We start from the raw sequence: 21474 nt of genomic DNA, 5'->3' as shown, positions 1-21474 counted from the left end.
CCGACAGCTTGTAGGAGCAACCGGGTGTTCGGCCCGGGCCGAGGGGGAGCCATGCCGCAGGGGCCGGGGTACTCGATCACCTATCACGGCGCTATCGCCCTGCTCTTCCTGATGGCGCTGCTCTTCGCCGGTCTGGTGGCCAGCCCGGCACTGCGCAGGGGCCTCGGCCCCGACGCCAGCTTCGCCCTGCTGTGCCTGTCCGCGCCGGCGGCGTTCACCTGCCTCGCGGCCTGGGTCACCGGGCATCTCTTCTGACATGGCCGCACTCGACCGAGGAAGGAACGCCGCTCGCGGTGGAACGCACCAGGCCGAAACCGGCTCACCCATCGACACCACACCGGACGCCGAGGGAAGCGGGTGAAGGTTCCGCCCCGGCTGAAGCCCGCACGCGACCCGGTCTACCCGATCGGCTCCTCGCGCGCCTCCGGCGGCCTCGCGTCGGGCGACCGCGCTGGTGGGCCGAACTGCTGCTGATCGGCATCGGCTACGCCGCCTACACCCTCACCCGCAACGCGGTACCGGACCACCGGCTCGCGGCCCTCCACCGTGCCAGGCGGCTGCTGGAGATCGAGCGGGAGCTGCACATCAGCTTCGAACTGGCCCTGAACCATGCCGTGGACCGCGTCGACTGGCTTATCGTCGGTATGGACTACTACTACGCGGTGTTGCACTTCGTCGTCGTCATCGGCCTGCTGGTATGGCTGTACACCTACCGCCCCGGCGCCTTCCGGGGCGCGCGCACCGCCCTGTACGCCGCCACCCTGCTGGCCCTCGTCGGCTTCTACGCCTTCGCTCTGGCCCCACCGCGCTTCCTGTCCTCCGACGGGTTCATCGACACCGTGGTCGTCCATCACACGTGGGGCTCCTGGGCCTCCGGTCCGGTCACGGACGTCTCCAACCAGTACGCGGCGATGCCCTCGATCCACATCGCCTGGTCCTCCTGGTGCGGGATCGTGCTGTACCGACTGGCCCGGCGCCGACTCGTCCGCATCCTCGGCCTGCTCTACCCGGTGGCGACCTGCGTCGTCATCCTGGCCACCGCCAACCACTTCGAGGCCGACGCCCTGGCCGGACTCCTCACCGCGATGCTCGGCTTCGCCGTCCAGTACGCGCTGACCGGCTGCCGCGCGCTTGGGCCCGGATTGCTGAGCCGATCCGGGTCGCCGAGCCCCGTGTCCGGCCCGGCGGGGGAATTCGAGGCTGGGCCGTCTGGGGCCTGGCGACCGGGCGTCCCGAATTCTACAGCCTGTAGTAGAGCGATGATGGCAGACCGCGAACTTCCTCGCCCATCTCCCATTTCCCGTCTCCGGCGACCGCGGCCGGGTCGGGAACGCGTGTAGTAGCTTCAGGGCGGCGCCTCGGGCGGGAAACGGCAGCGGAGTCGGCAGGACGGGTGGCAGACATGGGCGGGACTGGGCGACCGGCGGGCCGCCGGGCGGCGGGAGAGCTCGAAGGCCAGGTGATGGCGGTGCTGTGGGCCGCGGACAGCCCCTTGACGGCGGCTCAGGTCCTGGAACGGCTGCCCGGTCGGCTCGCCCACACGACCGTGCTGACCATCCTCTCCCGCCTGCTGGAGAAGGGGCAGCTGACCCGGCAGAAGGCCGGCCGCGGCCACGCCTACGCCCCGGTGCGGGACGAGGCGACGCAGATGGCCGAGGGGATGTACCAACTGCTGGAGCAGGGCTCGGACCGCCGGGCGGTACTCAGCCGGTTCGTCTCCGGGCTCAGCGATGAGGACGAGCAGGTCCTCCAGGAGCTGCTGCGGCACCCCGACCCTCCGAAGAGGGCCTGACAGGTGCTGCTCGCCGTCTACGTCCCGCTGGCCACCTCGGTCGTGCTCGGCCTGGTAGCGGCGCCGCTGGCGCGGCGGATGATGCCAAGGGCCGCGGCCTGGACGCTCGGCTGCGCCGGACCGGTCGCCGCCGGCGGCTGGGTGGGCGCGTTGACGCTGCTGGCCGTGAACGGCTTCGGGCGGCTGCACGCCATCGCCGTGCTCGGACACTGGTCGGCGCGGGCACTACGGGCCGCGGACCCGATCGGTGCCGTGGTGGCGGATGCCGGCGTCGTCCTGCTGGCGCTCACGGTGCTGGCCGTCTCGGTGGCCGCCTGGTGGCGGGCGCGGTCGCTGCTCGCGGCTTATCGCGAGTGCCGCCGGCTGCCCGGGGGCGGTGAGTTGACGGTGATCGACGACGCCCGGCTGGAGGCGTTCACGCTGGCCGGATTCCCGGGCCGGATGGTCGTCTCCACCGGAATGCTCTCCGCGCTGAACGAGGACGAGCGCCGGGCCCTGCTCGCCCATGAGCGTTCCCACCTGCATCACCGCCACTTCCTGTTCCTGCTCGCGGTCCAACTGGCCGCGACCGCCTGCCCGCTGCTGCTGCCGCTGGCCCGGGAGGGTGCCTTCGTCCTGGAACGCTGGGCGGACGAGGATGCGGCCGAGCACGTCGGGGACCGCGGGGTCACCGCGCGGGCCGTGGCCCGAGCCGCGGTGGCTCGAAAGCAGGCCGGGACCGGCTGCGGTGTCGGTGCGGGACGCGGCCCCGCTGCCGTCATGACCGCCGACGGGGGCCCGGTCCTGCGCCGGGTACGCGCACTGCTCGCACCGGCGCCGCGCCCGCACCGTGCGCCGTTGGCCGCCTTCGCCGTCCTGCTGCTGGTCTGCTGGGCCTGCCTGGCCGGAGCGGCCCAGGACACCCAGCGGCTGTTCGTCGTCGCGAAGATCGCCAAGTACGCCCACACCGCGGAACCGATCCGGGCCCCGGCCATCTCCCGGAACGCCTCGGGCCGGGCGCCATCCCCGGGGGTGGCGGGGACGAGCGGCGGCTGACCGTATCGAGTGCGGGATCAGGGTGGCCGCGCCCGACGGCTGGCGGCTGGCGGCTGGCCAGAGCGATCTCGGCACGGAAGGGCGCTCAGCAGGCCGGGATCACTGCCGGCGACAGCTCCCCAGGCAGGTCAGCAACGACTACGGCGGGGACACTCCACCGGTGACGGCCACTGGGCGACATGCTCCGGAAGGTGCCCATCGTCCTGGCTCGACGTGCCGCTGGGACGGGCGGTGCCGCCGAGCAGAACCACCGACTCGAAGTCGCCCAGCAGTTCCAGACGTCGGTACAGGACCGGATTGTCGGCCGACTGACTGCGGTGGCAGGCGATCGCCCGTCGCTGGGCAGCTCGGTCGACAGGTGTGGACTGATCCAGCGTCGACAGCGCCCTGCCGTGAAAGGGGATGCCGAACTCCCTTGTGAGACGGTCGGCGACCATCGTGGGGAGCGTCCAGCCGAGTACGGGCACGCCTCGCTCTTCGGCAGCCGTCAGGGCGGCCTCGGTCGCCCGCACGTGATCCGGGTGCCCGGTGACGCCACCGGCATCGAAGGCCAGCAGCCGGGTGGCCCCCCAACTGTCGATCATGTCGCGGACGCGCGCGGTGAGTTCGGGTAGCGAGAACGCCGAGAGGCGGCCGTCGGGGTAGTCCAGGAGCACTGCCCGATCCACCGCCAGAATCCGAGCGGCACGGCTGAACTCCTGGGCGCGCACGCGCCCGAGGTCTTCTCGACCGCCGGGATTGAGGGTGGACGCCTCACCGCGGGTGAAACAGAGCACGGCAGTGCGTACGCCGTGTGCGGCGTAGCCGGACAGCAGGGCCCCCAGAGCGAAGGACTCGTCATCGGGGTGCGCGACCACAGCCAGGACGCGCTCCCCGCCCCGCGGACCTCCGGCCATGCCTGCCACCTCCCCGAACGGCCGCACACCTGTCGGTCTAGCGCGCTGTGTGCCGGCCCGACAGGGCCGGTCGGCTCACGCCCGGGTGGTGTCACCGACGGTGAGGGTGAGCGGCCGGCCCGGGGTGATGCGTTCCGCGGTGGGCGGAAGGAGGTCTTCCCGTTCTCGATGCGGAAGGGGGGGCGGGCTGGGGGTTCCGGGCGCCGTCGGCGAGTTGGCCTGGGTCATGCCGGCGGCCTGACGTAGCTGGGTGACGAGCCGCCCGAGGTCGGTCACGTCGCGCTCCGGAAGCGGCGGACGGCGGCGGTGTCGGCTTGCGGGTGGTCGCGGAGGCCCCGCAGGTGGCGGGTGGTGCCGGTGCGGGGGGCCACGATCAGGTAGTGCTCGGTGCCCATTCCGGCGTAGCCGGCGACCCTGGGGCGGTGGTCGGTGCCGGGGGTGGGCGGGGAGGCGATCTCGACGGCAGGGATGACGGTGGGCCCGTCGAAGCGATGGTTCCGTTCGGTGCTGAGGCCGTCGTCATCCGGGAGTCGAGTGCCTCGGTGGGCAGGACCAGCAGGCCGGGGCGGCGCAGGAGATCGTTGGCGGGGTCTCCGAGGTCGCCGCGGTGGCGGCGACGAGCTCGCCGGTAAGCCCGCGGGCGAGCCGCTTCCGGATCTGGACGATGTCGTGGTCGTGGCGTCCGGAGGGGCTCATCGTCAAGAGGAGTCGGCCGTCCGCGATCTCGGCGCGGCGGTCCATGCCCGGAGCAGGATGCTCGTCGAAGCGGTCGGCGAGCTCCCGCCGATGCCGGTGGATCTGCGTCGTGGTCCCCTGCTTCGCAGCGGTGACGCTCGTTTGGCGCTCCAGAGGGTCGGATGCGTCTGAGTCGGCCCGAGATGTAGCCTCTGGCCTGCACGGTCTGGCGGGAGGGGCGGTTGGTGGCCCGCCGATCGTGGTTTCTCTGTCATCTCTATGAGAAATCAAGGTAAACTCCGGTCCCTAATCTCTTCAAGAGATGACCAAGGCGGGCATTTTGCTCACTGCGGTCACCGTGCCGGTGAGCAGGAAAGTCGAGGTTATCGCCCAGCGGAATATAAACCATGTGCACGCGGATTTCGGAAATCCGGCACAGGACACTGAAGGGGGACGGATGACTCAGGCAGGCCATAACGGTCCTGTCCGCGCAATCCCAGATCAAGGGTCCTCGGGGCCCGGGGGGACGATCGCACCCGAAGCACCGTCGTCCGTGGCGACACTCAACGCGCCGAACATGGCCCGCCCGCGGGCCGGAGCCCGTCGCGACCGGCTCGCCGCACTGGACGGTCTGCGGTTCCTCGCCGCGCTTTCCGTGGTGCTGTTTCATTTCATCGGTCAGACTCCCGGAGCAATGATCTTCGTATGGGGTCGGCCGTATCAAAGTATCTTTCCCGAGATGCACCGCTACGCCGCATTCGGGCGGCTCGGTGTCGACCTGTTCTTCATGATCAGCGGCTTCGTCATCTGCATGAGCGCCTGGGGGCGTACGCCGCGGCAGTTCTTCATCTCCCGGGTCACCCGGCTGTACCCGATGTACTGGATCGCGATCGCGGCATCGGCGTGCGTCATCTACTTCGCCGACAGCCCGTTCGGGCACCCGAACCCGCGGATGCTCTTCGCGAACCTCACCATGCTGCAGACGCCGCTCGGGGTGGACAACCTGGACCCGGTCTACTGGACGCTCTGGCCGGAGCTCTGCTTCTACCTCACCTTCGCGGCGGTGGTGTGGAAGGGGCTCACCTACCAGCGCGTGGTGATCTTCTGCGGGCTGTGGACGATCGCGGCGGTGCTGGCCACCAGCGCCCACATCGCGCTGCTCAGCCTGGTGGTCAACCCCACCTCCGCCCCGGACTTCATCGCGGGGATGGCCTTCTACCTCATGTACCGCTACCGGCCGACGCCGCTGCTGTGGGGTGTGGTGATCATGTCGTGGCTGCTGGCGCTGCACTTCCTGATGGCGCCCAGCGGCGGCCGCAACGACTGGGACACCTGGTCGCCCTGGCGGTTCTGGCTGATCCTGGCGATGACCCTGTTCTTCGTGCTGATCGGGGCGATCGCCCTCGGCTGGACCCGCTGGATCAGCTGGCGCGGGCTGACCGTCGCCGGGACGATGACCTTCCCCCTGTATCTGCTGCACGACACCATCGGGATGACCGTCGCCCACCGCTATGGCGAGCAGGTCGATCCATGGGCGCTGGTGGGGGTCACGGTCAGTGGGCTGATCGTGCTGTCGTACCTGGCGCACCGGTTCGTCGAGCGGCCGATGGCGCTGGCCATGCGGCGGTATCTGAACAACGCCGACTTCGGCATGCATCCGACGGCGCGGCGGTAGCGCGTGGAGCCCGGCCGGGCTCGGGGCCCGACCGGGCGCCGGCCGCTGTGCGGGCGCGGGGTTCGGGCGCGGGGTTCGGGCGCCCGGCACCGGTTAGGCGCTGGGGGTGCGCTCCATGGCGTTCACCTGCGGGCGGCTGCGGACCGGGGCCGCGCCCCGGCCGGTCACGGCGAAGGCCGCGAGCAACAGCAGGACGATCTCCACGGCGAGGCTCACCAGACCGAGGGGTTCTGTCCAGTTCCCCTTGTCGTCGCTGTAATCCGGCAGTCCCGGTCCGCGGGAGAGGATGTAGCCGAGCAGCGGCCCGAGGGCCACCCCTGCGGCGAGCACCCAGGTGCCGACGGTGGACCGGGTCCTCGGGAAGAGGAGGAGCCCGGCACAGACGACGCCGGCGGCCTCCAGCAGGTAGTAGCCCACGGCTACATAGGAGGGGGTCTTGTCTCCGGGGAAGCCGCCCTGATCCTGGATGTGGATCCAGGACACCGCTAGGCAGAGGACGGCGGCGGAGACACTGGTGGTGGTGCGCGCAGACGGCATGAATCACTCCTGGGGAGAACTTATGTCGTGCGCATGCCAGGATGCCTGGTTCACGGTCCGCTGCGGTTAACTGCGTTTCTGAGTTCGCTCTGAATCTCCTGCGGGATCTCCTGCGAGCTCTCCAGCGGGCCGGCCGGCCCGGCCGGCCCGCCGTGCTCGCCAGCCTAGGGGCGGTGCGTGACAGGGCCGTGGAGCGTTCGTTGAACCTGTATGTCCGGAATCGCGGGAGTGGTCGGCAAGGGACCGGGGAAGCGGAGGCGGTCGGTCCCCGGGCGCCGGGAGCGCGGGCGGGCCTGGGCCGCACTGCTGCTGGCCGGAGTGGTCGGAGCGCTGGCGGCGGTGGGGGCGCTGGGGATCGGCGGTCGGCTGGTGCCCGAGAGCCTGGTGCCGGGAGACGCGGAGTCCTCGCGCGCCGACGCGCTGTGGGCGGCCGGATTCGGCGCCGGGCAGCCGCAGTTGGTGCTGGTCGCCAGCACCGCGGGCTCGGTGGACGCGCCGGCGGCGGTACGGGCCGGCCGGGGGATCGGTGAGCGGCTCGCGGCGGACCGCCGTACCGCCTGGGTGCGGGGGTACTGGCCGTACCGGGTGCCGGGGCTGCGGTCGCCCGACCGGCACCGCGCGCTGGTGCTCGTCAGGTTCCGGGGGGACGACCGTGCGGTGCGGGCGGCCGGGGAGGCCGCCATCGCCCGGTACACCGGCCGGGACGGCCCGCTCCGGCTCTCCGCCGCCGGGGACGTCGCGGTGCGCTCCGAGGGCGACCGGCTCAGCGAGCGCGGACTGCGGCTGGCCGAGCTGGTCACCCTGCCGCTGGTGCTGGCGGTGCTGCTGTGGACCTTCGGCAGCGCGGCGGCCGCGGCGATCCCGCTGGCGGTGGGGGTCTTCGCGGTGCTGGGCGCCACCGCGCTGCTGCGGCTGATCACCGACCTGACCGCGGTGTCCTCCTTCGCCCTCAACATCACCACGGCCCTGGGCTTCGGCCTCGCCGTGGACTACTGCCTGCTCCTGGTCAGCCGCTTCCGGGAGGAGCTCGACGACGGCCGGGAGCCGGTCGCCGCGGTGCGGACCGTGCTGCGGACGGCCGGGCGAGCGGTGGGGTTCTCCGGGGCGATCGTCGCGGTCTCCCTGTGCACCCTGCTGGCCTTCCCGCTGCCGCTGGTGCGGTCGATCGCGTACGGGGGCGTCGCCGTGGTCCTCACCGCCGCGGCGGGGGCGCTGCTGGTGGCGCCCGCGTTGCTGCTGCTCCTCGGCCGGCGGGTGAACCGGGGGGACGTCTTCGCCCGGCTGCGGGCGACCGGGACGGGGGCGGCGGGGACGCGGGCGACCGGGCGGCGGGCGACCGGGACGGGGGCGACCGCGCTGCGGGCGGCCGGCCGGCGGGGAGCCGGGCCGGGCGGGGCGCCCGAGCGGGGCGCCTGGTACCGGCTCGGGCTGTGGGTGACCCGGCGGCCGGTGGCGGTCGCCGTAGGCTCGCTGCTGCTGCTCGGGCTGCTCGCCGCGCCCTCGGCGCTGGTCAGGTTCGGGCTCTACGGGGACCGCATCCTGCCGTCCTCCTCGCCGGTCGCGGCCGCCTCGCGGGAGCTGCGGGAGAGCTTCCCGGGGACGGCCGCGGGCGGACCCGCGGTCCTGGTGCGCGGGCTCCGGCCCGGGGCTGTGGCGCCGGGCGGCGGCAGCGCGCTCGACGGCTACGCCCGCCGGCTCTCCCTGCTGCCCGGGGTACGCCGGGTGGACACCGGGACCGGCTCCTACGCCGACGGCCGGCGCCGGTCCGCGGGGCCCGCCCGCAGCGGCCCCGTGTACGCCTCCGCCGCCGGGTGCTGGCTGTCGATCGTCCCGAGCGCGGCGGACGCCGCCACCCCGGAGGGCCGGGCGCTGGTCGAGCGGCTGCGCGAGGTGCCCGCGCCCGGGGACCCGCTGATCGCCGGCCCTGGGGCCCAACTGGACGACGTCGAGCGCACCCTGACCGGCCGGCTGCCGCTGGCCCTGGGCGTCTCCGCCGCCGCGGTCTACCTGCTGCTGCTGGCCTTCACCCGCAGCCTCCTCATCCCGCTCAAGGCGCTGCTGCTGAACGTCCTGGGGCTGGCCGCCTCGTTCGGGGTGCTGGTGGCGGTCTTCCAACTCGGCTGGCCCGGCGGGCTGTTCCACGGTCCGGCGGGCGCGGGGATCACCGACGTGATCGCCCCGCTGATGTTCTGCGTGGCCTTCGGGCTCTCCATGGACTACGAGATGTTCCTCCTCTCCCGCATCCTCGAGGAGCACCGCCGCGGGGTCCCCACCCCGCTCGCCGTGGCCACCGGACTCCAGCGCAGCGGACGGCTGTTCACCTCGGCGGCGGTGGTCTTCGCCACCGTGATGGGCTCGCTGGCGCTGTCCGACCTGCTGGACCTGCGGGTGGTGGGCACCGGCCTCGCGGTGGCCGTCCTGCTGGACAGCTCGGTGATCCGGGCCCTTCTGGTACCGGCGGTGATGCAGCTGGCCGGCCGGGCGAACTGGTGGCTGCCGAAGGCGCCGGCGTCGGCGCCGGTACCGGCGCGTGCGCCGCTGCGGCCTCAACTCAGCAGCACCGGCAGGGAGTCCACCCCGTAGACGACGGAGACCTCGCGGAACGGTAGTCCCGGTTGGCCCGGCTCAGAGAGCAGAGCACCAGGTCGCCTCTCCGCATCCGCACCCCGGCCACCTCGGTGTCCCGGCGAACGAAGCGCGGGAAGGCCACCTGCACCACCGACAGATACCGCAGCAGCTCCTCGACCAGGGCGTCGACGGCCTCGGTGGGCTCCTCCCGCTCGCGGTAGGTGGGAGCGGCCGGTCGGCCGGCGCCGGTGGCCGGGGGCTGCGTGCCCTCAGAGGCCGAGGAGGCGCTGCTTGGCGGCGGTGAACTCCTCGGCACTGATGGCGCCCTGGGCGTGGAGCGCGGCCAGGCGCTCGATCTGATCGGTGATCGTGCCGCCGCCGGCCGCCGCCGGCTGGGTGGGGGCCTGCGGGGCGGGAGCCGGCTGGGCGGGGGCCTGCGGCTGCTGGACGACCGGCTGCTGGTCGAACATCTGCTGCTCGTAGGCCTGCTGCTGGTAGGCCTGCTGCTCGGCCTCGCGGCGCTGCTGGCGGGCCGACACCCGGCCGCTGACCGCGGTCGCGGTGCCGGCGACCACCGCGGTACGGGCGGCGGCGCCGATCAGTCCTGGCCGCCCGGCGCGGCGGACGGGGCCTCTTCCGATGAGCACGGTGACCTCCTGTGGGGTCCGGTGGTGTCTGCTGCCCGTCAGACCGCGGCCGCGGCGAAGCTGCGCTCGGCGATGGCCTGCGGGACGCGCTCCTGGCTGATCACCTGGCCGTCCGCCCGGCGGACCGCCTGGGCCAGCCGCTTCGCCCAGGAGTTCTCCCAGACGATGATCGCGGCCGAGTTGCCGGGCGGCACCTCCTCGGCGATCAGTGCGATGTCCTCCTCGCTGACCAGCCCGTTGACCTCGCCGTCGAGGGCGGCGAAGAGGTCGGCGTCCTCGGCGTCCAGGGCGTCCAGCTCGCGGACCACCAGACTGCCGTCGGTGTCCCGGAGGACGAACGTCAGGTCGATGATCCGGACCACGCCCTGGTCGGTGAGGCGCTGGAGCTCGGCCGCGATCTCGCCGTGGAAGTGGTTGCCGGGGAAGGCGATCACCGCGTACTCGACCGGTCCCAGGTCGGATGGTTGCATGCCGGTGTCCTCTCTCGGGTCTCGGTGGGGCCGCGCTGAAGGGGGGTCAGGCGTTCAGCAGCTTGTCCTTGGCCTTCTGGAACTCCTCCTCGCTGAGCGCGCCCTCCCGGCGCAGGTCGGCGAGTCGCCGGAGTTCGTTCACGTGGCTGTCGCCGCCACCGCCGCTCCCGCTGCCGGCGTCACCGCCGCCGGCGGCGTCCCGGATGTAGGCGCGGACGGCCTCCTCGTTCTGCTTGGCGGCGGCCCGGTCGCGCTCGCCCATCGAGCGGCCGCGGACGATGACGTAGACGAGGACGCCGAGGAACGGCAGCAGGATGACGCAGACGATCCACAGCGCCTTGGCCCCGCCACCCATGTCGTGGCTGCGGAAGACGTCGCTGATGACCTTGAAGAGCAGGAAGAACCAGAGGACCCAGACGAAGAACTCGAGCATGGTCCAGAACAGGTCGAGCAGAGGATAGTTCGACATGGCCGCTCCCGGTCCGCGTCGCTGGGCTGGTCGCCCAGAGCTGATGGGATGCCAGTCTTGTTGCGCCGTCGGCGTGTCGTCCCTCTGCTGTGGGCCGCCCGGGTGAGGCCCAGAATACGCCGCCGGCCCCGCGGCCTGGTGAGCCGCGGGGCCGGCGGGGCCCTGCTGACGGCTGTTCAGGAGGCCGTCGCGGGATGCTCTCTGACTACTTCATGGCGGCGAGTGCCCGATCCACCCCGGCGAGCGGGGAGCCGAGGGCGGTCACCGTGTCGTAGCCGCGGCCGGCGGTGCATTCGGCGCCGCACGGGCCGTTGGAGTCCGAGGTGACGTCGTTCAGCTTGTCGCCGATGCGGCGGGGGTGGCTGTAGGGCGCGGCGGGTCGCGTATGTTGGCTGGGTGATCCTCCCTGACGTGGTTGAACGGCTGGCCTGCCCGCATTGCGGGGAGGCGTTGCGGGGCGATCCCGCGGCCGCCGGGGCGGGGACACTGCGCTGCGCGGGGGGCCGGCACAGCTTCGATCTGGCCCGGCAGGGGTACGTCAGTCTGCTGCGCGGGGACGCGCGGCTGGGGACCGCGGACACCGCGGAGATGGTGGCCGCGCGGGAGGAGTTCCAGGCGGCGGGGCACTACGCGCCCATCGCGGAGGCGCTCGCCGGGGCGGCGGCGCTCGCGGGCGGCGGTGATCGCGGCGAACGCGGCGAACGCGGTGACCGAAGCGACTTCGGCGATTGCGTCCTCGATCTGGGCGGCGGGACGGGGTACTACCTGGCGCCGGTGCTCGACGCGCTGCCGGACGGGGACGCCTGCGGGATCGTGCTGGACGCCTCCAAGTACGCCCTGCGCCGAGCGGCGAAGGCGCATCCGCGGGCCGGGGCGGTGCTCGCGGACGCCTGGCAGCGGCTGCCGGTGCGGGACGCCTCGGTCTCGCTGGTGCTGAACGTCTTCGCCCCGCGCAACGGCGCGGAGATCCGCCGGGTGCTGCGTCCCGGCGGCAGCCTGCTGGTGGTCACCCCCGGGCCCGGGCATCTCGCCGAACTGGTGGGGGAGTTGGGTCTGATCGGCGTGGACGACCGCAAACCAGAGCGGCTGGCCGCGGCCCTCACCCCGCATCTGGCCCCGGCCGGCGGCCAGGAGGCGGAGTTCCGGATGGCACTCGACCACCGCGCGGTGGAGACCGTCGTCCGGATGGGACCGAGCGCCTGGCACACCGACCCCGGGGAACTGCGGCAGCGCATCGCCGGCCTCGATGACCCGGTCACCGTCACGGCGTCGGTCCGGATCGACCGCTTCCGACGGCTTAGCGCGGAGCGTTGACGGGCTTGGCGCTGCGTTTGGGTGCTGGGTCTCGGTGCTCGGAGCTCGGTGCTCGGAGCGCCGGCGTCACCATGCGTCCGTTCGCGTCGACTGCCTCCGGTGTCGTCGCGGCTCGTCGGAGCTCGTCGGGTCCCGTCGGCCGCTGCCGTGCCGCTGCTCCGCCACGGATGGGTGAACTGCCGTCGCAGACACGTTTCCGCAGGTGGACGCGGCTCTGGCGGGCGCTAGCGTGCGGCCGTATGAGTGATCATCCGGTTCGGCCGGCTCTCGTCGAGCTCAGGCTGACGGCCTTCAAGTCCTATCGCGGAGCCGCCATCCGCCTCGCTCCGGTCACCATTCTGCACGGTCCATCCGGAGCGGGACGGTCGAATCTGCTGGAGGCCCTGGCGGTGCTCTCCGCCCTCGCGGAGGGGGAGTCGATCGCCGAGGCGCTGTCGGAGCGTCCCGACAGCCCGCGCGGCGGGGCCGCCGGCTGTGCTCCGTACGGCAGTTCGCGGTTCGCGCTCGGCTGCACGGTGGCGGCCGGAGGGAGGCTGCTCGCGCTGGACATCGAGGTGTCCACGGCCGGACCGGTCCGGCTCCTCTCCGAGCGGCTGTGGTGTCCGGACACCGGAGAGGTGCTGGTGGAGACCGGTGAGGAGGACGCCAAGCGCGGCCGGATCAACACCGCCTGGCCCTGCGGGGGCCGTCGCGGGACGACACGGCTGCCGCTCTCCAGCGCCAGTTCGGTGACCGCCCAGCTGCCGCTGAAGATCGGCGGGCTGACGGACAGCGAACTCGCCGTCCTGACGGCCGCGGAGCAGGTCCTGACGCCCCTGCGGGAGATCTTCCCGGTGGCTCCGGTGCCCGAGCGGATGCGGCGGCCGGCACCGCCCGGCCCGTATCCCGACCGCGCGCGGCTGCGCAGCGACGCCGCCAACCTGTCGGCGGTGCTGCCGCGGATCAAGGCCCAGTGCCCGATCCGGGCCGCCCGGCTGGTCCGGGCGATGGACCCGCTCAGCCCCGCCGGCCGGGTCGAGGACCTGTACGTCGAGTCGGTCGACGGCGGCCTGCTGGCCGGGCTGGACGAGGGGCCGTACGGGCGCACCGGCCTGGACCGGCTGCCCACCGGCTCCCTGCGCTTCATCGCCTTCGCCGCCGTGCTGCTGACGGGTGCGGACGTGCTGGAGATGGCACCGGCCGAGGAGGTGCTCGGCGCCCGGCGGCAGCTGACGGTGTCCGCGTACGACCTGGACGCGGGGCTGGGCCGGGAGCAGGCCGCGAAGCTGCTGGACCTCGCCACGGAGATGACGGCGCGCGGCCAGACGCGGTTGGTGGCGACCCTCCAGGACCGCGAGGTCGCGCGCGGCTCCGACCCGGGCTCGGTCTCGCTGGTCAGCTGCCGCCGCGTGCCGGAGACCGGCCTCAGCGTGCTGGTGCCGAATCCGCGGGCCGGTACCGCGAGCGGTACGGGTACGGGTACGGGTACCGGTGGCGGTGGCGGTGGCGGTGGCGGTGGCGGTGGCGGTGCCGGGAGCGGGAGCGCTGGGGCGATGCGGTAGACCTGCGCCCATGGAGAGCGACAAGGCGGTGCGGAGCGGTGGCGGCGCGGGCGATGGCGAGGGTGGCGGCGCCGTGGGCGAACTGCAGGAGCGGTTGCGGCGGTTCGCCGAGGCGCGGGAGTGGGGGCCGTACCACAACCCGAAGAACCTCGCGGCGGCGCTGGTCGTCGAGGCGGGCGAACTGCTGGAGATCTTCCAGTGGCTGACGCCGGAGCAGTCCGCCTCGGTGATGGAGCGGCCGGAGGAGGCCCTCCGGGTCCGGGACGAGGTGGCCGACGTGCTGGCGTACCTGCTCCAGTTCTGCTCGGCGGTCGGGGTGGATCCGGTGGCCGCCCTCCACGCCAAGATCGATCGCAATGAGCTGCGGTTTCCCACGTCCGGGTGACGGTGTTTCCCGCAGCTCCCGGGTTGTCCACAGGCGGGCGGCGGACCGCCGCACGGCTGCCCTGGGGCGGTCAGTCTGGTACCTGAACGCCGGCCGGGAAGGGCGGCGCGTAGGGGAGGAGACGGGCGATGGACGCGACGCGACTGATCAGGGGCAGCCGGCGGAGTCTGGCCGCCGCGCACGAGGACGGCCCGGCGGCCGTGCTGGCGGAGGTGCGGCGGTGCTGCGAGCTGGTCGAGGCGGTGGGGGCGGGGATCGCCGGGGCGCTGGACGGCCTGGAGTTCCTCGGTGGGGAGCCGCCGAGGGCGGGGGTGGGGGCGGGGACCTCGGCGGCTTCAGCGGCTTCTGCCACGTTCGCGGCCTCGCCCCTGGCGGCGACGGTGTCCCCGGCCACGGAGGCCGGGGAGCCGCCGCCCGCGGACGGCGCCTGGTCGGCGGGAGCCGCCGCGGAGGCCGCGCGCTCGCTCGCCGAAGCGGCGGCGCAGGTCGCCCGAGCCGTCGGGGGACCCGTCCACGAGCCGGACCACGAGCCGGACCACGAGCCGGTCCGAGAGTCTGGCCGGCCGGTCGTCGGGGCTTCCCACGGGCCGGTCCTGGCGGGGCCGGGGGAGGCGGCCTGCCGGCTCACCGGGGTGGCCGATCCGCCGGCCGCCGTCCACGAGATGCGCCGGCTCGTCCATGAGACCGCGGAGGCGCTGATCGCTCTCGCCTGCGACGCCTCCGACGAGGACCTCTACTGGCGCTGCATCGACGCGGTCGACGCGGCGGCCGAGTGCAAGTCGCTGGTCACCGACCTGCTGCGGGCGCTGGGCGAGACCGTGCCGCCGGACCGCCGGCCGGAGACCGCCCTGTCACTGCCCGAACCCGACTCCGAACACGAGCCTGACTCCGAACGCGAGCCCGAATACGAGGCCGCGCCCGAGTCCGAATACGAATACGAGCCCGCGCCCGAACCGCAACCCTAGGCCTCGTCCGCCCCACGGGCGGTGGTGTCGCCCTGGAGGTTCGCATCCAGCTGGGAGAGGTCCGCGCTCACCGCCGCCAGCAGCTCCTCCATCTGCTGGAGCAGGCTCTTCGACTGCTCCTCGGCCTCGGCCCCGGCTGAGCCGGCGGCGGTATCGGAAGGAACGGGTGCCTCGGACATGGAGCGCACCTCCTGAAGTCACTGAGTGGGGACGGGTCCGCCCGGCCAACGACCGCTTCTGACGCAAGGTCACCATCCGTCACTCCCAGGGAGGTTGCGCGGGCGCACGGATTCATTCACCAGCGGTCAGTCGCTTGAGCGGGAGGGGCAGGGGATGTTAAGAGTGTCCGCGCGCACCCGGCGCCGCGCGGTCCCGCCGCTGGCGGGATGTCAGGATGGTGCGCATGGATCTGCGCATCTTCACCGAGCCCCAGCAGGGGGCGAGCTACGACACGCTGCTGGCGGTGGCCAAGGCCGCCGAGGACCTGGACTACGGGGCGTTCTTCCGCTCCGACCACTACCTGAAGATGGGCGACGTCTCCGGGCTCCCGGGCCCGACCGACGCCTGGACCACGCTGGCCGGCCTGGCCCGGGAGACCTCCCGGATCCGCCTCGGCACGCTGATGACCTCGGCGACCTTCCGCTACCCGGGCGTCCTGGCGATCCAGGTCGCCCAGGTGGACCAGATGTCCGGCGGCCGGGTGGAGCTGGGCATCGGCGCCGGCTGGTACGGGGACGAGCACACGGCGTATGGGATTCCGTTCCCCAAGGCCAAGTTCGGGCGGCTGGAGGAGCAACTGGCGATCATCACCGGGCTGTGGCAGAGCAAGCTCGGCGAGACCTTCGATTTCGAGGGCACCTACTACACCCTCAAGGACTCTCCGGGGCTGCCGAAGCCGGTGCAGGACCGGATCCCGGTGCTGATCGGCGGCAACGGCGCCCAGCGGACCCCTGCGCTGGCGGCGAAGTACGCGACGGAGTTCAACATGCCGTTCCAGTCGGTGGACGCCACCCGCGAGCAGTTCGGCCGGGTGCGGGCGGCCACGGAGGCGACCGGGCGGTCGGGGGACGAGCTCGTCTACTCCAACGCGCTGATCGCCTGCGTGGGCAAGGACGACGCGGAGGTGGCCCGCCGGGCGGCGGCGATCGGCCGCGAGGTCGACGAGCTGAAGCAGAACGGGGTCGCCGGCACGCCGGACGAGGCCGCCGCGAAGCTGGCCGAGTACGCGGCGGCCGGCTCCGAGCGGGTCTACCTCCAGATCCTCGACCTCTCGGACCTGGACCACCTCGCGCTGATCGCCGAGCGCGTCCGCCCCCAGGTCGCGTCCCTGTAGGGCACTGCGGTACGCACAGCGGGCAGGGGCGGGGAACCGCGCGGTCCTCCGCCCCCGCCCGCCGGGGCGGGCGGGTGTCGCCGCGTCAGTTGTGGGCGTGGAGTACCTCGTTGAGGCCGCCCCAGGAGCCCTTGCGGGCCAGTACCTCCACCGCGCCGGTCTGCGAGTTGCGGCGGAACAGCAGGTTGGACTGGCCGGAGAGCTCGGCCGCCTTGGCGACCTGGCCGTCCGGGGTGGTGACCCGGGTGCCCGCGGTGACGTAGAGGCCGGCCTCGACCACGCAGTCGTCGCCCAGCGAGATGCCGATGCCGGCGTTCGCGCCCAGCAGGCAGCGCTCGCCGATCGAGACGACCTCCTTGCCGCCGCCGGAGAGGGTGCCCATGATCGAGGCTCCGCCGCCGATGTCGCTGCTGTCGCCGACCACCACGCCCTGGCTGATCCGGCCCTCGACCATGGAGGTGCCCAGCGTGCCGGCGTTGAAGTTGACGAAGCCCTCGTGCATCACGGTGGTCCCGGCGGCCAGGTGGGCGCCGAGCCGGACGCGGTCCGCGTCGGCGATCCGGACGCCCGCCGGGACGACGTAGTCCAGCATCCGCGGGAACTTGTCCACGCCGTAGACGGTCAGCGAGCCGCCCTGGGCCCGGACCGCGAGCCGCGTCGACTCGATCCGGTCCACCGGCACCGGGCCGACGCTGGTCCAGGCGACGTTGGCCAGGTGGGCGAAGATCCCCTCCAGGCTCTGCACGTTCGGCCGGACCAGCCGGTGGCTGAGCAGGTGGAGGCGGAGGTACACGTCGTAGGCGTCGGCCGGCTCCTCGCTCAGCGAGGAGATGGTGGTGCGCACGGCGACGACCTCGACGCCGCGGCGCGGGTCCGGGCCGATCGCCTCGGCGGCCCCCTCGCCGAGGGCGGCGACGGCCTGCTCGGCGGTCAGCCGCTCCGTACCGGCGGGCTCGCTGGGGGAGGCGGTCAGCTCCGGCGCCGGGAACCAGGTGTCGAGGACGGTGCCGTCCGCGGCGAGGGTGGCCAGACCGGCGGCGACCGCGCCGCTCAGCGCGTCAGATGAGGAAACAGCTTCATTCGTCACACCCCGAAACCTAACCAATCACCCGGCCCGCCGCCGAACCGGACCATCGGCCTCGCGGCCTGGCGCCTCCGTGACCTCGCGCCTCCGTGGCCTCGCGGCTCGGTGGCCTCGCGGCTCGGTGGCCTCGCGGCTCCGTGACCTCGCGGCTCCGCCGCCTCTCCTGCCGCCCCCGTGTTGCGTGGCCCCGTTTCCGCGGGTAGCGAGAAGGCATGGTCTATCGGGTTGACTCCGAGGTCGGCCGGTTGCGGCAGGTGGTGCTGCACCGTCCGGGGCTCGAATTGAAGCGGCTGACGCCGAGCAATCGCCGTGAGCTCCTCTTCGACGAGGTGCTCTGGGTGCGCAGAGCCCAGGAGGAGCACGACGCCTTCGCGGCCCTCCTCCGCGACCTCGGCGTGGGCGTCCACCTCTTCGGCGATCTGCTGCGGGAGACCCTCGGCGTCCCGGAGGCCCGCCGCCTGGTCCTGGACCGGGTCTTCGACGAGAAGGAGTTCGGCCCGATGGCCGCGGGCCCGCTGCGCTCCTGGTTCGAGGGGCTGGAGGCCGGCGAGATGGCCGACTTCCTGGTCGGCGGCCTGACCAAGCGCGAGTTCCTGGAGCGGGTGCCGGCCGAGCCGGCCTCGGTCCGGCTGCATGTGACCGGCCCGGACGACTTCCTGCTGGCGCCGCTGCCCAACCACCTCTTCACCCGGGACACCTCCTGCTGGATCTACGACGGGGTGTCGATCAACGCCATGCGGATGCGGGCCAGGCGACGGGAGACCGTCCACTTCGAGGCGGTGTACCAGTACCACCCGCTCTTCGCCGAGGGGTACGGCAAGCCGGGCGGCTTCCGGGTCTGGTCGAAGGGGGAGGCGGACTACCCGTCCACGATCGAGGGCGGCGACGTGCTGGTGATCGGCAACGGCGCGGTGCTGATCGGGATGAGCGAGCGGACCACCCCGCAGGCCGTGGAGATGCTGGCCCAGGAGATGTTCCGGGCCGGCTCGGCCCGCCGGATCGTGGCCCTGGACATGCCGAAGGGCCGCGCGTTCATGCACCTGGACACGGTGATGACGATGGTCGACGGGGAGACCTTCACCCAGTACGAGGGGTTGGGGATGCTGCCCTCCTACACCTTCGAGCCGGGCTGGGACCCCGGCACGGTGCGGGTCACCGACCACGCCCCGAAGGAGATGCACACGGCCATCGCGGCGGCCCTCGGCCTGGACCGGATCCGGGTGCTGACGCCCTTCCAGGACGTCCACTCGGCGGAGCGCGAGCAGTGGGACGACGGCTGCAACGTGCTGGCGGTCAGCCCCGGCGTGGTGGTCGCCTACGAGCGGAACGCGACCACCAACGCGCATCTGCGCCGGAACGGCGTCGAGGTGATCCCGATCCGGGGCAGCGAGCTCGGCCGGGGCCGGGGCGGCCCGCGCTGTATGAGCTGCCCGGTCGAGCGCGAGCCGGTCGGCCCGGCGTAGACCGACGGCCGTGGACGGACAGCCGTAGACCGACGGCCGTGGACGGACCGCCGTGGATCGAAGTCCGTAGACCGACGGCCGTGGGCCGACAACCGTCTGCCGTAGGCTCCCGTAGCCTGGTCGACCAGTTGTTTGCATAAACATGTCGTGCTCTGTATAGACTACCGGCTTAGTCCCCTCGACGATCGGAGCGCGCGATGGCGTTCAACCTCCGGCACCGGCACTTCCTCAAGGAGCTGGACTTCACCGCCCAGGAGTTCCGCTTCCTCCTCGACCTGGCCGCCCAGCTCAAGGCGGCCAAGTACGCCGGGACCGAGCAGCCCAGGCTGCGCGGGAGGAACATCGCGCTGGTCTTCGAGAAGGGCTCCACCCGGACCCGCTGCTCCTTCGAGGTCGCCGCCGCCGACCAGGGCGCCCACACCACCTACCTCGACCCCAGCGGCTCCCACCTGGGCGCCAAGGAGTCGATCAAGGACTCGGCCCGGGTGCTCGGCCGGATGTTCGACGGAATCCAGTACCGCGGCCACGGCCAGGCGGTCGTCGAGGAGCTGGCCGCCTACGCCGGCGTCCCGGTCTGGAACGGCCTCACCGACGAGTGGCACCCCACCCAGATGCTCGCCGACCTCCTCACCATCGAGGAGCACAACGCGGCCACCAACGGGAAGCCGCTGGCCCGGACCGCGCTCGCCTACCTCGGCGACGCCCGCAACAACATGGGCAACTCGCTGCTGGTCACCGGCGCCCTGATGGGGATGGACATCCGGATCGTCGCCCCCGAGTCGCTGTGGCCCACCGCCGAGGTGCGGGCCGAGGCCGAGCGCCTGGCCGCCCGCTCGGGCGCCCGGATCACCCTGACCGCGGACGTCGAGCAGGGGGTGGCCGGCGCCGACTACGTCTACACCGACGTCTGGGTCTCCATGGGCGAGCCCAAGGAGGTCTGGGCCGAGCGGATCGAGCTGCTGACGCCGTACCAGATCAACATGGACGTCATCCGGGCCACCGGGAACCCGGGCGTCCGCTTCCTCCACTGCCTCCCCGCCTTCCACGACCTCGGCACCCAGGTCGCCCGCGATCTCCACGCCACGACCGGGCTGACCGAGCTGGAGGTCACCGACGAGGTCTTCGAGTCCGAGTACTCGCTGGTCTTCGACGAGGCGGAGAACCGGATGCACACCATCAAGGCGGTGCTGGTCGCCACCCTCGGCGACTGACCGGGCCGCTCCGGGCGATCGGCGGCCCGGCGGAGCCCGGGCGAAAGGGAGCGCCGCGGTTCCGATTGGGCGTTTTGCAACTCCTCCCGCGCAGGGATGGCGATCTGGGCCCGGCCGCGACGACAGTACGTCAGGCAGTCAGGCAACACCGCGTGCCGGGCCGCCTCCGCGGCCGGGCGCCCGATCCCGTGAGCCTCGCGAGAGGAAGCCCTGCCATGCCGACCCCTGGGCCGAGCCCTGCCCCGCACCCCGCACCGCGCTCGGCGCCGATCCCGGGCGGGCGCGAGATCCCGCTGTGGACCACCGCCGGCGTCCCGGACGCCGAGGTCAGCGTCCACCCATTCGACACGGCGGACGGCCTCGGCCTGTCCATGCTGCGCTTCCGCCGCCGGAACCCCGGCCCGCGGACCGGCTCGGGCCCCCCGCCGGACGTGGTCCTCATCGTCCACGGGCTGACCACCTCCAGCGACATGTTCATCATGCCGGAGCACGTCAACCTGGTGACCCACCTCCTCGACAACGGCTACCCGGACGTCTGGACCCTCGACACCCGGATGTCCAACCGCTTCCCGTACGACCGGATCGAGCACGGCTGGACCATGGACGACCTGGCCCTCTACGACTTCCCGGCGGCGCTGCGGGTGCTCCGCGCCGAGGTCGGCGAGGAACCCCGGGTGCACGCCGTCACCCACTGCCTGGGAGCGGTCTCCTTCACCATGGCGCTGGCGGCCCGCACTGTCACCGGCATCACCAGCTGTGTCGCCAACAGCGCCGCCCTCACCCCGCGCGTCCCCGCCTGGTCGGCGGTGAAGCTGGCGACCTTCCCGGCGCTCGCCGAGTACGGCATCGCCCTGCCCTACCTCGACCCGACCTGGGCGGAGAACCCGCGGTTCACCCGCGGCTGGCTGATCTCCAAGCTGGTCGACATCGTCCACCCCGAGTGCGACGTCCCCGCCTGCCACCTCCTCAGCCTGATGTGGGGGAGCGGCTGGCCGGCCCTCTACGAGCACCGCAACCTGCTGGACGTCACCCACCGCCGCGGTGGCGACCTCTACGGCGCCACCAGCTTCCGCTACTACCGGCACGTCTTCCGGATGGTCACCGCCGGCCGGGCGGTCAAGTACCACCGCACCCCCCAGTACGCCGAACTCCCGGACGACTACCTGCGGGCGGCCGCCGACCTGGAGACCCCACTGCTGCTGATGACGGGGGAGCACAACCACGTCTTCGACGGCGGCAATCAGGTCTGCTTCGAGCGCCTGGAACACGCCTCGCCGGGCCTCCACGAGCTCGCCGTCATCCCCGGCTACGGCCATCAGGACGTCTTCATGGGCCGCAACGTCCACCGGGACGTCTTTCCGACCGTCCTCGACTTCCTCAAGCGGCACAGCGGCTGACCGGGGAGGGGATCCGC

The 21474-nt window shown here is 72.7% G+C and carries 24 protein-coding genes and 1 pseudogene; 14 read left to right on the top strand and 11 right to left on the bottom strand.

What is annotated here, in order from left to right:
• The first annotated feature begins 51 nt into the window (after positions 1-51).
• The 4 genes from BS73_RS12840 (at position 52) to BS73_RS12825 (ending at position 2827) form a co-directional block, all read left to right on the top strand.
• Complete coding sequence (locus BS73_RS12840; protein ID WP_037571917.1) at positions 52-255, top strand: hypothetical protein; 204 nt, start codon at positions 52-54, stop codon at positions 253-255.
• A gap of 38 nt (positions 256-293) precedes the next feature.
• The gene (locus BS73_RS35510; RefSeq protein ID WP_084704009.1) at positions 294-1340 is read left to right on the top strand and encodes a phosphatase PAP2 family protein; all 1047 of its coding nucleotides are present in this window, start codon (positions 294-296) and stop codon (positions 1338-1340) included.
• Positions 1341-1402: 62 nt separating this feature from the next.
• Positions 1403-1792 carry a BlaI/MecI/CopY family transcriptional regulator gene (locus BS73_RS12830; protein ID WP_037579340.1) on the top strand — a complete coding sequence of 130 codons (390 nt, stop codon included), beginning with the start codon at positions 1403-1405 and terminating at the stop codon, positions 1790-1792.
• Between the two features lie 3 nt (positions 1793-1795).
• Positions 1796-2827, top strand: a complete 1032-nt coding sequence (locus BS73_RS12825) for a M56 family metallopeptidase (RefSeq protein ID WP_051939872.1) — start codon at positions 1796-1798, stop codon at positions 2825-2827.
• Between the two features lie 128 nt (positions 2828-2955).
• Here the strand turns inward: BS73_RS12825 and BS73_RS12820 are convergent, their stop codons facing one another.
• The 4 genes from BS73_RS12820 to BS73_RS12810 form a co-directional block, all read right to left on the bottom strand.
• Positions 2956-3684 (bottom strand): PIG-L deacetylase family protein, encoded by a 729-nt coding sequence (locus tag BS73_RS12820; protein WP_200886690.1) that lies wholly within the window; start codon positions 3682-3684, stop codon positions 2956-2958.
• 114 nt (positions 3685-3798) lie between these two features.
• Positions 3799-3999 carry a hypothetical protein gene (locus BS73_RS12815; protein ID WP_037571914.1) on the bottom strand — a complete coding sequence of 67 codons (201 nt, stop codon included), beginning with the start codon at positions 3997-3999 and terminating at the stop codon, positions 3799-3801.
• Entirely contained in the window at positions 3996-4118 is a 123-nt protein-coding gene (locus tag BS73_RS40330) for a hypothetical protein (RefSeq protein ID WP_265736856.1), read from the bottom strand. The genes BS73_RS12815 and BS73_RS40330 overlap by 4 nt, the downstream gene beginning before the upstream one ends.
• A gap of 124 nt (positions 4119-4242) precedes the next feature.
• Positions 4243-4464 (bottom strand): hypothetical protein, encoded by a 222-nt coding sequence (locus BS73_RS12810; protein WP_037571910.1) that lies wholly within the window; start codon positions 4462-4464, stop codon positions 4243-4245.
• 511 nt (positions 4465-4975) lie between these two features.
• Here BS73_RS12810 and BS73_RS12805 point away from each other — a divergent pair.
• Positions 4976-6073, top strand: coding sequence for an acyltransferase family protein (locus BS73_RS12805; protein WP_084704642.1), 1098 nt, complete (start codon positions 4976-4978; stop codon positions 6071-6073).
• A gap of 93 nt (positions 6074-6166) precedes the next feature.
• Here the strand turns inward: BS73_RS12805 and BS73_RS12800 are convergent, their stop codons facing one another.
• Positions 6167-6610 carry a hypothetical protein gene (locus BS73_RS12800; RefSeq protein ID WP_051939871.1) on the bottom strand — a complete coding sequence of 148 codons (444 nt, stop codon included), beginning with the start codon at positions 6608-6610 and terminating at the stop codon, positions 6167-6169.
• A gap of 210 nt (positions 6611-6820) precedes the next feature.
• Here BS73_RS12800 and BS73_RS12795 point away from each other — a divergent pair, with 210 nt between their 5' ends.
• The gene (locus tag BS73_RS12795) at positions 6821-9193 is read left to right on the top strand and encodes an MMPL family transporter (protein WP_051939870.1); all 2373 of its coding nucleotides are present in this window, start codon (positions 6821-6823) and stop codon (positions 9191-9193) included.
• 25 nt (positions 9194-9218) lie between these two features.
• On the opposite strand, the pseudogene BS73_RS39485 reads toward BS73_RS12795, so the two are convergent.
• The 4 genes and pseudogenes from BS73_RS39485 to BS73_RS12780 all read right to left on the bottom strand — a co-directional run.
• Positions 9219-9371, bottom strand: a pseudogene (locus tag BS73_RS39485) (cytochrome P450); the annotation flags it as partial.
• A 76-nt stretch (positions 9372-9447) separates the two neighbouring features.
• Positions 9448-9825 carry an SHOCT domain-containing protein gene (locus BS73_RS12790; RefSeq protein ID WP_407675004.1) on the bottom strand — a complete coding sequence of 126 codons (378 nt, stop codon included), beginning with the start codon at positions 9823-9825 and terminating at the stop codon, positions 9448-9450.
• A 38-nt stretch (positions 9826-9863) separates the two neighbouring features.
• On the bottom strand, positions 9864-10295 hold the full coding sequence (locus BS73_RS12785) for a DUF6325 family protein (protein ID WP_037571904.1): 432 nt from the start codon (positions 10293-10295) through the stop codon (positions 9864-9866).
• 46 nt (positions 10296-10341) lie between these two features.
• Positions 10342-10764 carry an SHOCT domain-containing protein gene (locus tag BS73_RS12780; RefSeq protein WP_037571902.1) on the bottom strand — a complete coding sequence of 141 codons (423 nt, stop codon included), beginning with the start codon at positions 10762-10764 and terminating at the stop codon, positions 10342-10344.
• Positions 10765-11163: 399 nt separating this feature from the next.
• Between BS73_RS12780 and BS73_RS12775 the strand changes: the two genes are divergently transcribed.
• From BS73_RS12775 to BS73_RS34630, 4 genes are all read left to right on the top strand, one after another.
• Positions 11164-12078 (top strand): methyltransferase domain-containing protein, encoded by a 915-nt coding sequence (locus BS73_RS12775; RefSeq protein ID WP_037579330.1) that lies wholly within the window; start codon positions 11164-11166, stop codon positions 12076-12078.
• Between the two features lie 239 nt (positions 12079-12317).
• Positions 12318-13619 (top strand): AAA family ATPase, encoded by a 1302-nt coding sequence (locus tag BS73_RS38215; protein ID WP_051939869.1) that lies wholly within the window; start codon positions 12318-12320, stop codon positions 13617-13619.
• Between the two features lie 10 nt (positions 13620-13629).
• Positions 13630-14004 (top strand): nucleotide pyrophosphohydrolase, encoded by a 375-nt coding sequence (locus BS73_RS12765; RefSeq protein WP_084704007.1) that lies wholly within the window; start codon positions 13630-13632, stop codon positions 14002-14004.
• 128 nt (positions 14005-14132) lie between these two features.
• Positions 14133-14969, top strand: a complete 837-nt coding sequence (locus BS73_RS34630) for a DUF6099 family protein (protein ID WP_051939868.1) — start codon at positions 14133-14135, stop codon at positions 14967-14969.
• Here the strand turns inward: BS73_RS34630 and BS73_RS38720 are convergent.
• On the bottom strand, positions 14966-15148 hold the full coding sequence (locus BS73_RS38720) for a hypothetical protein (RefSeq protein WP_037571899.1): 183 nt from the start codon (positions 15146-15148) through the stop codon (positions 14966-14968). The two genes, BS73_RS34630 and BS73_RS38720, sit on opposite strands and share 4 nt — an antisense overlap.
• Positions 15149-15372: 224 nt before the next feature.
• Between BS73_RS38720 and BS73_RS12750 the strand changes: the two genes are divergently transcribed.
• Positions 15373-16302 (top strand): LLM class F420-dependent oxidoreductase, encoded by a 930-nt coding sequence (locus tag BS73_RS12750; RefSeq protein ID WP_037571896.1) that lies wholly within the window; start codon positions 15373-15375, stop codon positions 16300-16302.
• 85 nt (positions 16303-16387) lie between these two features.
• On the opposite strand, the gene dapD is transcribed toward BS73_RS12750, so the two are convergent.
• Positions 16388-17389 (bottom strand): 2,3,4,5-tetrahydropyridine-2,6-dicarboxylate N-succinyltransferase, encoded by a 1002-nt coding sequence (gene dapD / locus BS73_RS12745; protein WP_051939867.1) that lies wholly within the window; start codon positions 17387-17389, stop codon positions 16388-16390.
• A 209-nt stretch (positions 17390-17598) separates the two neighbouring features.
• Here dapD and BS73_RS12740 point away from each other — a divergent pair, with 209 nt between their 5' ends.
• The 3 genes from BS73_RS12740 to BS73_RS12730 all read left to right on the top strand — a co-directional run bounded on the left by BS73_RS12740 (position 17599) and on the right by BS73_RS12730 (position 21457).
• Complete coding sequence (locus tag BS73_RS12740; RefSeq protein ID WP_037571894.1) at positions 17599-18849, top strand: arginine deiminase; 1251 nt, start codon at positions 17599-17601, stop codon at positions 18847-18849.
• A 197-nt stretch (positions 18850-19046) separates the two neighbouring features.
• The gene (gene argF, locus BS73_RS12735) at positions 19047-20060 is read left to right on the top strand and encodes an ornithine carbamoyltransferase (protein WP_037571892.1); all 1014 of its coding nucleotides are present in this window, start codon (positions 19047-19049) and stop codon (positions 20058-20060) included.
• A gap of 215 nt (positions 20061-20275) precedes the next feature.
• Positions 20276-21457: an alpha/beta fold hydrolase gene (locus tag BS73_RS12730; protein WP_200886689.1), complete on the top strand. Its 1182-nt coding sequence runs from the start codon at positions 20276-20278 to the stop codon at positions 21455-21457.
• Positions 21458-21474 lie beyond the last annotated feature (17 nt).

It is taken from the genome of Phaeacidiphilus oryzae TH49 (assembly GCF_000744815.1).
In the GTDB taxonomy this organism is placed as follows: domain Bacteria; phylum Actinomycetota; class Actinomycetes; order Streptomycetales; family Streptomycetaceae; genus Phaeacidiphilus; species Phaeacidiphilus oryzae.
This window is presented reverse-complemented; position numbering and strand designations above follow the sequence as displayed.